Below are 12,909 nucleotides of genomic sequence, written 5' to 3' on the forward strand. Positions count from 1 at the left end.
ATGAGCCGATTCTGGAGCAATCTGGTTGCTAGACTTGACCCCTACGTGCCCGGTGAACAGCCGCAGATTGAAAACTTAATCAAGCTCAATACCAATGAGCATCCCTACGGGCCTTCACCCAAAGTCATCGAGGCGATTAAAGCGGCGACTGACGACAGGCTGCGACTTTACCCGGATCCCAACGCTTCGGCGCTTTGTCAGGCAATCGCTAAAAAATTCTCTGTAAGTGCGGATCAGGTATTTGTTGGCAATGGGTCGGATGAGGTGCTGGCGCACGCGTTTCAGGCCTTGCTAAAGCATGATGATCCGCTTGTTTTTCCAGATATCACTTATAGCTTTTATCCTGTCTATTGTGGTCTGTACGACATTGCGTACCGGACTGTCGCTCTCGGTGAAGACTTGTGCCTGAGAACGTCTGAGCTATTGCCACCTGCCGTTGGTCGTATTGGCGGGATCATTTTCCCAAATCCGAATGCGCCGACAGGGCGGCCACATCCTCTGGCCGAAATTGAAACCATTCTGACTGCCCATCCCGATATCGTGGTTGTTATTGATGAAGCATATGTTGATTTTGGTGCAGAAAGTGCTGTCCCATTGATTAACAAATATCCGAATTTGCTCGTTGTGCATACTTTATCCAAGGCTGCGTCGCTGGCGGGTTTGCGCGTGGGTTATGCGCTGGGTCATCATGATTTGATTGACGGTTTGAATCGAGTCAAGAACAGTTTCAACTCGTATCCCCTTGATCGTCTAGCGATTGCAGGTGCAATTGCTGCGATCGAAGATGATGCTTATCTTCGTCAGTCTTGCTCGATGGTGATAAAAACCAGAGAGAAAATGACGCAAGGGCTGCAGAATCTTGATTTTTTGGTACTGCCCTCAACAGCGAACTTTGTCTTCGCCAAACATCCAAAGGTGGGCGGTACTGAACTAGCACTCGCACTGCGTGAAAAGTCTATCTTGGTTCGTCATTTCAATAAGCCTCGATTGTCAGATTATTTGCGAATTACGGTAGGCACTGACGCTCAGACAGAGCAGTTACTGCTCACGTTAAAAGAGATACTTAGTTAGTCTTTAGGTGTCTTCGTCACAGTGAGATAGCAGAAGGTCAACGACCAGTCTCGCTGATTTGTAAGCCCTTGTAAAACCAGTTGGTTATTATGGGGAAAACCCTGTACAGTGGTAACATTGTGGTGGTTGTTAATCCGGCAACCGATTCCACCAACAACAACAAACGGAGCCTGCCAATGAGCAACAAAGGGCAAACTTTGCAAGATCCATTTTTAAACGCTTTGCGTAAAGAGCACATACCAGTGTCTATTTATCTGGTAAACGGCATTAAGCTTCAAGGGCAAGTTGAATCTTTCGACCAGTACGTCGTTTTGCTTCGTAACACCGTCACCCAAATGGTTTACAAACACGCCATTTCTACCGTGGTTCCCGCACGTGCTGTTTCCCTTCCTGTTGAAGGTACACCCGTCGCCGCTATTGACGAAGAATAAGTGCGGCTGATCTGAACTCGGTTTTGATCGTGATGGGGTTTTTCGATCAATCCCCGTCCACTAACACATCGCTGAATTGATGCGGGCGTTTATCATCAGTGTCGATCTGGGTGTGCCTGATTATCAGGCACACGCAGACGAATTTTTCATGCTTGCTAAAGGCGCTGGCGCAGAGATCAGTACCGTACTAACGGCAAGACGGGCTCGTCCTGATGCTGCTTATTTTATCGGCACTGGCAAGCTGCAAGAAGCGGTTTTGCTGTGCGAAACGCTGTCCATTGAAGTAGTTCTGTTTGACCAGGACCTTTCGCCGGCACAGCAGCGAAATCTTGAGCGGCAGCTTAACTTGAGAGTGGTGGATCGCGTTGCGCTCATTCTTGATATTTTCGCACTGCGGGCTCAAAGTCACGAAGGCAAGCTGCAAGTAGAGTTGGCCCAGTTACAACATTTATCCACTCGATTGACTCGTCTCTGGAGTCACCTCGAACGTCAGCGTGGCGGGATTGGCATGCGCGGGCCCGGTGAGTCTCAACTTGAGATGGATAAGCGGATGATTGGGGCAAAGGTCAAAGTACTTCGAGAACGCTTGGCAAAGGTACAGCGTCAACGAACAACGCAACGTAAATCTAGAGCTCGCGGTAAGACTATGTCAGTGTCGCTGGTGGGTTACACCAACGCAGGGAAGTCCACGCTTTTTAACAGTCTCACGCGTGCGGGTGCCTATGCTGCTGATCAACTTTTTGCCACACTAGACACGACCACCCGTCGATTTTGGGTTGAAGGTGCCGGTCAGGTAACCTTGTCAGACACCGTTGGGTTCATCCGTGATTTGCCACCCACGTTGATTGCGGCTTTCCGGGCGACCCTCGATGAGGCGATTCATGCAGATTTACTGCTACATGTGGTCGATGCTGCGAGCCCACAGCGTGATGAGCAGATTCTTGAGGTTAATCAAGTTCTGTCAGATATTGGGGCGGGAGACGTGCCGTGCATCCTGGTCTATAACAAAATCGACTCATTGGGGCTCGAACCAAGGGTTGATCACGATGCGCATGGTACGATTTGCCGTGTTTTTGTGAGCGCGCAACAGCGTGCTGGGCTCGATGGCTTGCGTCTGGCCATTTCGCAATTCGCTTTACTTCCGGACAACGATGAGATTATTCAGCAGACTTTTTAATCTGAACGACCCAGGCTGGGGCCGTGGCTCACAAAATAACAATGCTGAGCCGCCAAAACGTCCCAATACCGATGGTGGCCCGCCTGATCTTGATCAGGTTTGGCAGGATTTCAACCAAAAGCTGAGTCGATTGTTTGGGCGACGGCCTAGGGGCAATCGTCCAAACGGTGCGCCTGACGGTGGCATGAATGGGCCAACCGCGCGTCAATCAACCATCGGGCTGATGGTCATTGTGGTGGTGACTGTATTTCTATGGCTTGTGAGCGGCTTCTTTATTGTTCAAGAGGGGCAGGTTGCCGTTGTTACACAATTTGGTAAATTGAACGGCACGATGCCAGCGGGTTTCCAATGGCGGCTACCTTATCCCTTTCAGGCGCATGAGATTGTGAATATCTCGCAGCTGCGGACCTTTGAGGTGGGATTTAGAGGTAATGCACGTAATCGAGTGTTGCCAGAAGCGTTGATGTTGACTGACGACGAGAACATTGTTGATGTGCAGTTTGTTGTTCAATATCGCCTAAGGGCAGACGGCGCTGCGCTTTATCTATTCAAGAGTAAAGACCCCGATGAGTCTACCCGTCAGGCCGCTCAGGCAGCGATGCGAGAAGTTGTGGGTGGCCGCAAGATGGATTTTGTCTTGTATGAAGGCAGAACAGCAGTCGCAGGTGAAGTGCAAAAGCTGATGCAAGAGATTCTTGATCGTTATGAGTCAGGGATTCAAGTGAGCAGTGTTGCCATTCAAAACGTCCAACCGCCAGAGCAAGTGCAATCTGCATTTGATGACGCAGTAAAGGCTGGCCAAGATAGAGAACGTCAAATCAACGAAGGTCAGGCGTACGCCAACCAAGTGGTGCCGCTGGCTCGCGGTCAAGCATCCCGAATGATTGAGCAAGCAGAAGGATATCGGGCTAAGGTCATTGGTGATGCGACTGGCGATACCTCTCGGTTCAATAGTGTGCTGACCGAGTATCTAAAGGCGCCACAGGTGTTGCGCCAGCGGCTATATCTCGAAACCATGCAACAACTGTATTCGAATGCCAACAAAGTGCTTGTTGATCTGAATAGCAATCAAGTTATTTACCTGCCACTTGATAAGCTGGCGCAGCAAGTCGCGCGTGACCCGTCAGCGCACGCTTCAGCGGGCACGAGTATGGGCACGAGTGCAGGTGCTGCGGCTCAGTTGGCACCTTTAACGAGTCGACCCCCTCAAAAGCAGACAGGGGCAACCAACAACATCTCGCGCGATCGCGCGGACAGATAAGAGGATAGAAAATGAAACGTATCTTGCCTCTTGTCATTGCTGTTGGCGTGTTGTTGTCGATTTTGTCGAGCACTGTCTTTATTGTGCGCGAGCGTGATTACGGGATTGTGTTTGCTTTGGGCGAAATCAGAAAAGTCATTGATAAGCCAGGTTTGTATTTCAAGTTACCCCCCCCGTTTCAAAACGTGGTGACACTTGATAAACGCCTGTTGTCAATTGATGCACAAGAAGCTGAAAGAATTCAGACGTCAGAAAAGAAGAACCTGCTGATCGATTCGTATGTGAAATGGCGCATTGTTGATCCGAGACTTTACTATGTGACTTTCGGTGGCAACGAGAGAGCGGCTCGCGAGCGATTACAGGCTCAAATCCGTGATGCACTGAACGCCTCTGTGAATATTCGGACGGTGAAAGATGTTGTGTCACTTGAACGCAACGTCATCATGTCCGAGGTGTTGACGAATGTTGCAAAGCGGGCAGAGGCGCTTGGCGTTCGTATCGTTGACGTACGATTAAAGCGGATCGAATTTGCGCCTGAAATTTCAGAATCCGTGTTTAGACGGATGGAGTCCGAACGTTTGCGCGTTGCCAATGAGCTTCGGTCGATTGGTGCCGCTGAAAGTGAGAAAATACGGGCTGAAGCTGATAGGCAGCGTGAAGAGATTGTTGCCGAAGCCTACGGAAGATCACAAGCCACGATGGGTCAAGGCGATGCGTCTGCTGCTGCACTATATGCACAGGCATACGGCAAAGATTTGGGTTTTTACAGTTTCTATAAAAGCCTCGAGGCTTACAAAGCCGCCTTTGGCAAGTCAAGCGACGTCATGGTGATGGATCCAAGTTCAGAATTCTTTAAATTCCTCAAAAACCCTGCTGCGAAATAAACATCTAGTATGAAAGGTCATTGGTTGCTGCCTGAGAGTTTGGCGGATGTGTTACCCGCGGAAGCCCGTCGGATAGAAGATCTGCGCAGAGCGCTGCTCGACTTATTTCGAACTTACGGGTTTGAAACCGTTGCACCTCCGTTGGTTGAGTACATTGATTCATTGTTGTCTGGCTCTGACGGCGATCTGAATTTGCGCACTTGCAAATTGGTTGATCAATTATCAGGTCGTACCCTCGGCGTTCGGGCTGATATGACCCCGCAGGTCAGCAGGATAGATGCTCACCTGTTGAATCGCGCTGGGGTGACGAGGCTTTGCTATTGCGGCCCAGTGCTGCACGCCAAACCCGCGGGGCTCTTGGCGAGTCGAGAGCTACTGCAAATCGGCGCTGAAATTTTCGGGTACGCTGGGATCGAGGCAGACGTAGAAATCGTGAGATTGGCACTCGAGTCGACCCGACTAGCGGGGATTCATCATGTCCGGCTTGACCTTTGTCATGCTGGTTTGGTCAGATCGATTATCGAAACCGATCCGATGGCCGTCAGACGAGCAGACGAGATAAGTACCTTGTTGAAAGATAAAGACTTGCCTGGTATCCAAGGGCTGGCGACGGGGGCTACCGCCTTGGCCGACTCAACTGTTGCGGCGCTTGCTGAATTGCCTTTGATGTATGGCGGTCTCGAACAAATCACCAAAGCACGTACTGTGCTGCCGAGTTTGCCTGGGGTGATATCTGCTCTCGATACGCTTGAGTCGTTACTTGTGCAGCTTAACGATTTATCCGTTGGGGTGGATTTGTCTGATGTCGGTGCTTATGGTTATCACACAGGGACAATTTTCTCTGTGTATGCACCTGGCTGGCACGATGCGTTGGTGAGTGGCGGCCGCTACGATGGGGTTAGTTTGGCCTTTGGTCGCTCTAGACCTGCAACGGGATTCAGTCTCGATTTGCGGAAACTGGCGCGTGGGTTGAACCCCGCACGGGCCACCAGTGCCATTCGGGCGCCAGCGGGATTCGACGCCACACTAAGAGCAGCGATGCAGTCACTGAGACAGGCGGGTGAAATTGTTGTGCAGGTGTTCGCTGATGAGCAGGCGGATCATGATGAATTTGTGTTTGATCGTCAACTCTTAAACAGAAACGGTCAATGGGTTGTGGAGACGGTATGAGTAAGAATGTAGTGGTGATCGGCACCCAATGGGGCGACGAGGGCAAAGGCAAGATCGTTGATTGGCTTGCTGAGTCAGCACAAGGCGTCGTCCGGTTTCAAGGGGGTCACAACGCCGGGCATACCCTCTGGATTAACGGTAAAAAAACTATTCTTCGTCTGATCCCCTCAGGCATCATGCACCCAAATCTGATTTGCTACATCGGTAATGGTGTTGTTCTATCGCCTGAAGCGCTACTCAAAGAGATTTCTGAACTCGAAAATTCTGGTTTGAATGTCCGTGATCGGTTACAGATCTCTGAAATCTGCCCCTTAATCTTGCCTTATCACGTTGCGCTCGACCAAGCTCGAGAAGCTCGACGTGGTGATGCGAAAATTGGCACGACGGGGCGCGGTATTGGCCCGGCCTATGAAGACAAAATTGCACGCAGAGCGCTTCGCGTTCAAGATTTATTTGACCCTGTTTCGTTTCGCAGCAAAGTCGATGAAGTGCTGGATCTTCACAATTTCGTTTTGACGAAATATCTGGGGGCAAATCCCGTTTCAGGCCAAGAAGTTTTTGATCAAGCTATGGCGTTAGCACCCGCGATTGCACCGATGGTTAAAGATGTCAGCTCAAATTTATTTGCAGCTCAACAGGCTGGGCAAAATCTGCTGTTCGAAGGCGCGCAGGGTGCGCTGCTAGACGTAGATCACGGCACTTATCCCTTTGTGACCAGCAGCAATTGCGTGGCAGGTGCCGCAGCGGCGGGGGCAGGGGTTGGCCCGCAAAGTTTGAGTTATGTGCTCGGCATCACCAAGGCGTACGCCACTCGTGTAGGTTCTGGCCCTTTCCCGACTGAGCTTGATGATGATATTGGTGCGCATTTAGCAAATGTTGGTAAAGAGTTCGGTTCAGTGACCGGGCGCCCAAGGCGCTGTGGCTGGTTTGACGGGGCTGCGTTGAAACGATCTGTCCGATTAAACGGCATTTCAGGGCTTTGTATTACCAAGCTAGATGTGCTTGATGGCATTGAATCTATTCAAATTGGGGTCGGTTATAAGCTTGATGGTCAGTTTGTTGATGTTCTGCCGTACGGTGCCGCTGCCGTTGCTCGGGCCGAGGCTGTCTTTGAAGAGATGCCTGGCTGGTCAGAATCAACGGTTGGGGTGACTCAGTTTGATCAATTGCCTGTGAATGCCCAGCGTTACCTCGAGAAAATGTCAGCAGTCTGTGGTGTACCTATCGATATGGTGTCAACAGGCCCCGACCGTAACGAGACCATCCTTTTGCGTCATCCTTTTAAATCCTGATATTCGAAGCACGTGCGTGAGAAACGACCTGTGGGTGCAATGGGATGAATATCACCATTTAATCGAGAAGCTAGCGCTGCTGGTCGACGATTCTGGGTGGAAGTTCGACCGGATCTTGGCCATCGCGCGAGGTGGCTTAAGGCCAGGGGATGCGCTGTCGCGGCTTTTTTCTGTGCCCCTAGATATTATTTCAGCCAGTAGTTATCGGGCAGAGGCAGGGACAAAGCAGGGCGAACTCGTGATTTCGACGGCGATTGCCAGCACCCAGCATGCTTTAGCGGGCAGTGTCCTTGTGGTTGACGATCTCGTTGACAGCGGACGTACGCTTATTGAGATCGTTGCGTTGTTAAAAGAGCGCTACCCAGCGATGAGCGAGATCAAAACGGCCTGTCTGTGGGGTAAATCATGCTCGGTGGTTAAACCCGATTTTGTCGCCCTTGATTTAGCGGATAGCCCATGGATTCACCAGCCGTTTGAGCATTATGACAACATGAGCATGGTAGATTTACGCAACCTTTGGACAGAAAAGTCATTAAAATAGCGTAGTTATGCTATTATAGAGAGCTAACTGTATTCAAGCGATTGTCATCCGCTGGTTTTGCCCTAAAGGCAAGTTGTTAAGTGATGGCTGGCAATGGTTTGAATTTAGTTTGTTAATTAACCCCGAATATCGTTTCACTTTAAAAAAAGACTAGCGTCCCTATGCCTATCGTACGTCTGAAAGAAAATGAGCCCTTCGAAGCCGCTTTGCGTCGCTTCAAGCGCACCATTGAAAAAACCGGTCTGTTGACTGAGTTGCGTGCTCGTGAGTTCTATGAAAAACCAACTGCTGAACGCAAACGTAAGTCTGCTGCGGCTGTCAAGCGCCACTACAAGCGTATCCGTAGCCAGCAACTGCCACCCAGAATGTATTGATCTGTTGCGCTCGCGTCTCATACGCTTGCGCGCAACGTTGATGGTCTGATCGGTGATCCCAGATTCTTTTATCCAGGATCTCCTCGCCCGCGTAGATGTCGCGGATGTCGTTGGCCGATACGTGCAGTTAAAGAAAGGTGGCATAAATCTGTTAGGTTTATGCCCTTTTCATAACGAAAAGTCCCCCTCATTCACTGTCAGTCCCACCAAGCAGTTTTATCACTGTTTTGGGTGCGGAGCTCATGGCAGTGCTATTACGTTTCTGATTGAGCATTCGGGCTATAGCTTCCCAGAGGCGATAAGTCAGTTGGCGGCCAGTGCAGGGATGGTTGTTCCTCAAGAACAACGATCGCCAAAGCAAGACGTCGAGCGCGCTCGATGCCGCGATGAGGTTTCGCAGCACACCAAGGTGTTGCAGTTGGCACAAGATTTCTATCGAAAGCAACTCAGCCAGAGTCCTGAGGCAATTGCCTATCTGAAAAAGCGTGGCCTGACGGGGCAAACGGCTAAACAGTTCGGCTTAGGTTGGGCCAGTGCCGATCGACAAGGCCTTTCTCGCGTGTTTTCGCAATACGCTGACCCTCTATTGGTCGAGTCAGGCTTGGTGATTCAATCGGACGATGGTCGTCGATACGATAGATTTCGCGAACGTGTGATGTTTCCCATTCACAATGCTAAAGGAGACCTCATCGGATTTGGTGGCCGAATCATTGGCAAGGGAGAGCCGAAGTACCTGAACTCGCCCGAAACCCCGGTCTTTTCAAAAGGCCAAGAATTGTATGGTCTACACGAAGCCAAGGCTGCGATCCGCAAAGAAGCCTGCGTGATCGTCGTAGAGGGCTATATGGATGTAGTCGGTCTTGCACAGCTAGGGGTGGGCAATGCTGTGGCAACGCTGGGGACAGCAACTACGGCGGTCCATATTCAAAAGCTGCTGCGCTCAAGTGACCGAATCATTTTCAGCTTTGATGGCGATAAGGCAGGGCGTCGGGCTGCTTGGCGGGCACTAGAAACCTGTTTGCCATTGTTGCGCGATGACGTCTCGATACGGTTTTTATTCTTACCTGCTGAACATGATCCTGATAGTTACATCAGACAATTCGGTCCAGAGGCCTTCCGGGCTTGTATGGCTGATTCAGATGCTTTGTCGGTGTTTTTTCTCAACGAACTGGCCAGCCGCTATTCACTTAAAGAAGCTGAAGGGCGGGCGAGGTTGGTTCATGAAGCGAAGCCACTGTTGTCTCAAATCCCCACATCGATGGTCAAGGTGCAGCTTCAAAATGAGCTGGCCAAGCTGGCCCAATTGACGCCTGAAGAATTGAATCAGCTTTTAGAACAACCCCCTATTCTAGGCCCTCAGTCGCTGCAATCACCCCCCTCATCGCAGATGAGTCCAGAGCTGACGGGGCAAATCGTTCAGCCTCAAGCACAAGAGGGCACAAGAACGCGCACGGTGAGGCATGTATCAAACCGTGCAACTCGGCGTGCCGTCACCCCTTTAGCGAGAAGATTGCTTGGGTTATTGCTTGCTCATCCATCGCTCGCAGAGCAAATGGGTGATCAGCAGCTTGACGTGCTTGAGCAGGGTGAGTACCTAGAAATGGTCCTTGATTTGATTGTTTTGATTCAGAAAACCCACGCCAGGCATATCGGTGCCCTCATTCAGACGGCAGAGCCCGGTTCAGATCTTGAGGCCTTACTAATCTCGGTGAGCGCTGACTTGATGTCACAAGAAGAGTTGCCTGACCCAGAAGCTGAGTGGGCAGATGCTTTGCGTCGAATCGAAATAGACAACTTAAAGCGAGAGCAAAGTGCGCTGATTGCCTCTGGTGAAAATAATTTGCAACTTTCTCAAAAATATCAGGAACTTTCTCGAAGGATCACCCGTCTAATTGGGGTTGTTAATCCAGGCACCACTCGGTAAATAAGTTAAAATCAATAGCTTTCCGGCCTTGATTGACGCTGTTCCGGCCCGCCTTTTCAGTATCCGCTAGTTCATTTCACGCAAATTTCCCACAAAAGAGCGACTATGACAAAAGCTTCTGGTAAAAAAACTGTTGCCGTTAAAAACAGCACACGAAGTAACGCGGCAGCACAGTCTAAGACTGTTGCTGCAAAAGTTCAGCCTAAAAAGGCTGCCAAGGTCGAGAAAAAACCAGTGATGGCCAAGACAACACCGTCGTCTAAAAACGTTGTGGCGAAAAAACCTGTTGGCAAGCAAGTCGCTGCTAAACCAACGAAGGCCACAGCGAAACCTCCAGCAAAACCTGCAGCAAAGTCCAGCCCCCCCGCTGTGAAGAAGCAAGCAACAAAATCAGTTAAGGATTCAATGAAGTCGGCATCAAAAGCACCCGTAGCACCTGCTAAACCAGCGTCAAAAACCGCTGCAAAGGTTAGCCCTAAAGTTGCGGCAAAAGCCGTTGCCAAAAGCACTGAAAAGCCGATGGCGAAAGCGCCCACTGCGACCAAGCCAGTGGCAAAGCCCGTCAACAGCAAAGCCCCGTCTGAACCAAAAGTTAAAGTTGTAGCCGTTGCTGATGATATGGATGAGGCACCTGTTAAAAAATCTAAATCGGCACGTCCCCCAGGTGGCACAGGACGTCGTCCTGGGCGTCCTTCAAAGAACCCGAATAATAATGCTGACAGCGAGTTTGGTGATCCAAATGATGGCGACGGCGAAGCAGAAGCTTTGCCTGACTTAAAGCCGGTCAAGCGCGGTAAGCGTGGCAAAGGCGAGGGCAAAGAGCTTCTTGCCCGAGGTCCTGTATCGCCCGAAGAATACGAGGCACGTCGTAATCGCTTGAAGCTGTTGATCAAGCTCGGTAAAGACCGTGGCTATTTGACCTATGGTGAGATCAACGATCATTTGCCTGATGATTTGGTCGACGCTGAAGCGATTGACGGCATTATCAGTACCTTTAGTGATATGGGTATTGCCGTATACGACCAAGCCCCAGATGCTGAAACTCTGTTAATTGGCGAAAACGCGCCAATGCCGACGAGTGATGACGACGTTGAAGACGAAGCTGAAGCTGCGTTGACCACGGTTGATTCAGATTTTGGTCGCACCACTGATCCCGTGCGTATGTATATGCGCGAAATGGGTACCGTTGAGCTCTTGACCCGCGAGGGCGAGATTGAAATCGCTAAACGGATTGAGGATGGCTTAAAGCACATGGTCATGGCAATCTCTGCCTGCCCAACGACGGTCAACGAAATTTTGAATCATGTCCAACGAGTACGTGATGGGCAGGCGCAAATTGATGAAGTTGTTGATGGTTTGGTTGATCCCGATGATGGCGAAGAATACGCCGGTGCCGGCGTTGCTGATGAGGCAGAAGAAGACGGCCCAGCCGGCGGAATGAGTAGCAAGCAACTCGAAGATCTACGTGTCAAAGGCCTCGCCAAGTTCGATATTGTGGCAACTCAGTTCGCAGCCATGCGCAGTGCTTACGAGACAGATGGCTATCGCTCTGCGCCTTATATGAAAGCTCAAGAACTCATCCAGAATGAGTTGATGGGTATTCGCTTTACCGCCAAGATGGTTGAGCGTTTGGCCGACACTTTGCGTGCACAAGTCGAAGAAATTCGTCAACTCGAGCGTGCAGTACTGCACACCTGCGTTGACCGTGCTGGTATGCCACGTAGTCATTTTATTAAAGTCTTTCCTGGAAATGAAACCAATCTTGAGTGGGTCATAGAAGAAGTCAACGGTAATCACGATTACTCGCACACCTTGCGTCGGCATATCCCCGCGGTGCAAGAGTTGCAGCAGAAACTGATCGATTTGCAGTCACGTGTCGTTCTGCCTTTGAAAGACCTGAAAGAAGTCAATAAACGTATGGCAACCGGCGAAGCAAAAGCCCGTAAAGCTAAGCGTGAAATGACCGAGGCGAACTTACGTCTGGTGATTTCGATCGCTAAGAAATACACCAACCGTGGTTTGCAGTTCTTGGATCTGATTCAAGAGGGCAATATCGGTTTGATGAAAGCGGTCGACAAGTTTGAATACCGTCGTGGCTATAAGTTCTCAACGTATGCGACCTGGTGGATTCGTCAGGCCATCACGCGTTCGATTGCTGATCAGGCGCGTACCATCCGCATCCCAGTTCACATGATCGAAACGATCAACAAGATGAATCGGATCAGCCGTCAAATCTTGCAAGAAACCGGTGCCGAGCCTGATCCTGCAACCTTGGCTGCCAAAATGGATATGCCTGAGGACAAGATCCGTAAGATTCTCAAAATCGCCAAAGAGCCCATCTCGATGGAAACCCCAATCGGTGACGACGATGACTCGCATTTGGGTGACTTTATCGAAGATAATGTGACGCTCGCACCAGCCGAGGCTGCGTTGCATAGCTCAATGCACAATGTGGTGCGTGAAGTGCTTGACTCGTTAACCCCACGCGAAGCAAAAGTATTGCGCATGCGTTTCGGTATAGAGATGAACACAGATCAAACGCTTGAAGAGGTTGGTAAACAGTTTGACGTCACGCGCGAGCGCATCCGTCAAATAGAGGCCAAGGCGTTGCGTAAACTGCGCCATCCAAGCAGAGCTGATAAACTGAAGAGCTTTCTCGAAGGTCAACAGTAATCACGATTACTGAAGCCCATCGAATGCCCCTCTAGCTCATGCTTGGTTAGAGCAGCGGACTCATAATCCGTTGGTGCCGTGTTCGACTCACGGGGGGGGCACCAGTATTGA

General features: G+C 50.5%; 11 protein-coding genes and 1 tRNA gene. All 12 read left to right on the forward strand.

Annotated elements, in window-relative coordinates:
• The 12 genes from hisC to AC1W8Y_RS12200 all read left to right on the forward strand — a co-directional run bounded on the left by hisC (position 1) and on the right by AC1W8Y_RS12200 (position 12,902).
• On the forward strand, positions 1–1,071 hold the full coding sequence (gene hisC, locus AC1W8Y_RS12145; protein ID WP_482014744.1) for a histidinol-phosphate transaminase: 1,071 nt from the start codon (positions 1–3) through the stop codon (positions 1,069–1,071).
• A gap of 176 nt (positions 1,072–1,247) precedes the next feature.
• Positions 1,248–1,502, forward strand: a complete 255-nt coding sequence (gene hfq, locus AC1W8Y_RS12150; RefSeq protein ID WP_482014745.1) for an RNA chaperone Hfq — start codon at positions 1,248–1,250, stop codon at positions 1,500–1,502.
• Positions 1,503–1,581: 79 nt separating this feature from the next.
• The gene (gene hflX, locus AC1W8Y_RS12155; protein WP_482014746.1) at positions 1,582–2,679 is read left to right on the forward strand and encodes a GTPase HflX; all 1,098 of its coding nucleotides are present in this window, start codon (positions 1,582–1,584) and stop codon (positions 2,677–2,679) included.
• Positions 2,654–3,940, forward strand: a complete 1,287-nt coding sequence (hflK, locus tag AC1W8Y_RS12160; RefSeq protein WP_482014747.1) for an FtsH protease activity modulator HflK — start codon at positions 2,654–2,656, stop codon at positions 3,938–3,940. The genes hflX and hflK overlap by 26 nt, the downstream gene beginning before the upstream one ends.
• Positions 3,941–3,951: 11 nt before the next feature.
• Positions 3,952–4,824 carry a protease modulator HflC gene (gene hflC, locus AC1W8Y_RS12165; RefSeq protein ID WP_482014748.1) on the forward strand — a complete coding sequence of 291 codons (873 nt, stop codon included), beginning with the start codon at positions 3,952–3,954 and terminating at the stop codon, positions 4,822–4,824.
• Positions 4,825–4,833: 9 nt separating this feature from the next.
• Positions 4,834–5,994, forward strand: a complete 1,161-nt coding sequence (locus AC1W8Y_RS12170; RefSeq protein ID WP_482014749.1) for an ATP phosphoribosyltransferase regulatory subunit — start codon at positions 4,834–4,836, stop codon at positions 5,992–5,994.
• The gene (locus AC1W8Y_RS12175; protein ID WP_482014750.1) at positions 5,991–7,286 is read left to right on the forward strand and encodes an adenylosuccinate synthase; all 1,296 of its coding nucleotides are present in this window, start codon (positions 5,991–5,993) and stop codon (positions 7,284–7,286) included. The genes AC1W8Y_RS12170 and AC1W8Y_RS12175 overlap by 4 nt, the downstream gene beginning before the upstream one ends.
• A gap of 16 nt (positions 7,287–7,302) precedes the next feature.
• Entirely contained in the window at positions 7,303–7,827 is a 525-nt protein-coding gene (locus AC1W8Y_RS12180; protein WP_482014751.1) for a phosphoribosyltransferase, read from the forward strand.
• 161 nt (positions 7,828–7,988) lie between these two features.
• A complete protein-coding gene (gene rpsU, locus AC1W8Y_RS12185; protein ID WP_482014752.1) occupies positions 7,989–8,201 on the forward strand; it encodes a 30S ribosomal protein S21 in 213 nt (70 codons plus the stop codon).
• A gap of 52 nt (positions 8,202–8,253) precedes the next feature.
• Positions 8,254–10,125 carry a DNA primase gene (dnaG, locus tag AC1W8Y_RS12190; RefSeq protein ID WP_482014753.1) on the forward strand — a complete coding sequence of 624 codons (1,872 nt, stop codon included), beginning with the start codon at positions 8,254–8,256 and terminating at the stop codon, positions 10,123–10,125.
• 405 nt (positions 10,126–10,530) lie between these two features.
• Entirely contained in the window at positions 10,531–12,798 is a 2,268-nt protein-coding gene (rpoD, locus tag AC1W8Y_RS12195) for an RNA polymerase sigma factor RpoD (protein ID WP_482014760.1), read from the forward strand.
• Between the two features lie 25 nt (positions 12,799–12,823).
• Positions 12,824–12,902: transfer RNA gene (locus AC1W8Y_RS12200), tRNA-Ile, on the forward strand.
• Positions 12,903–12,909: the final 7 nt, after the last annotated feature.

The organism is Jezberella sp. (assembly GCF_964834465.1).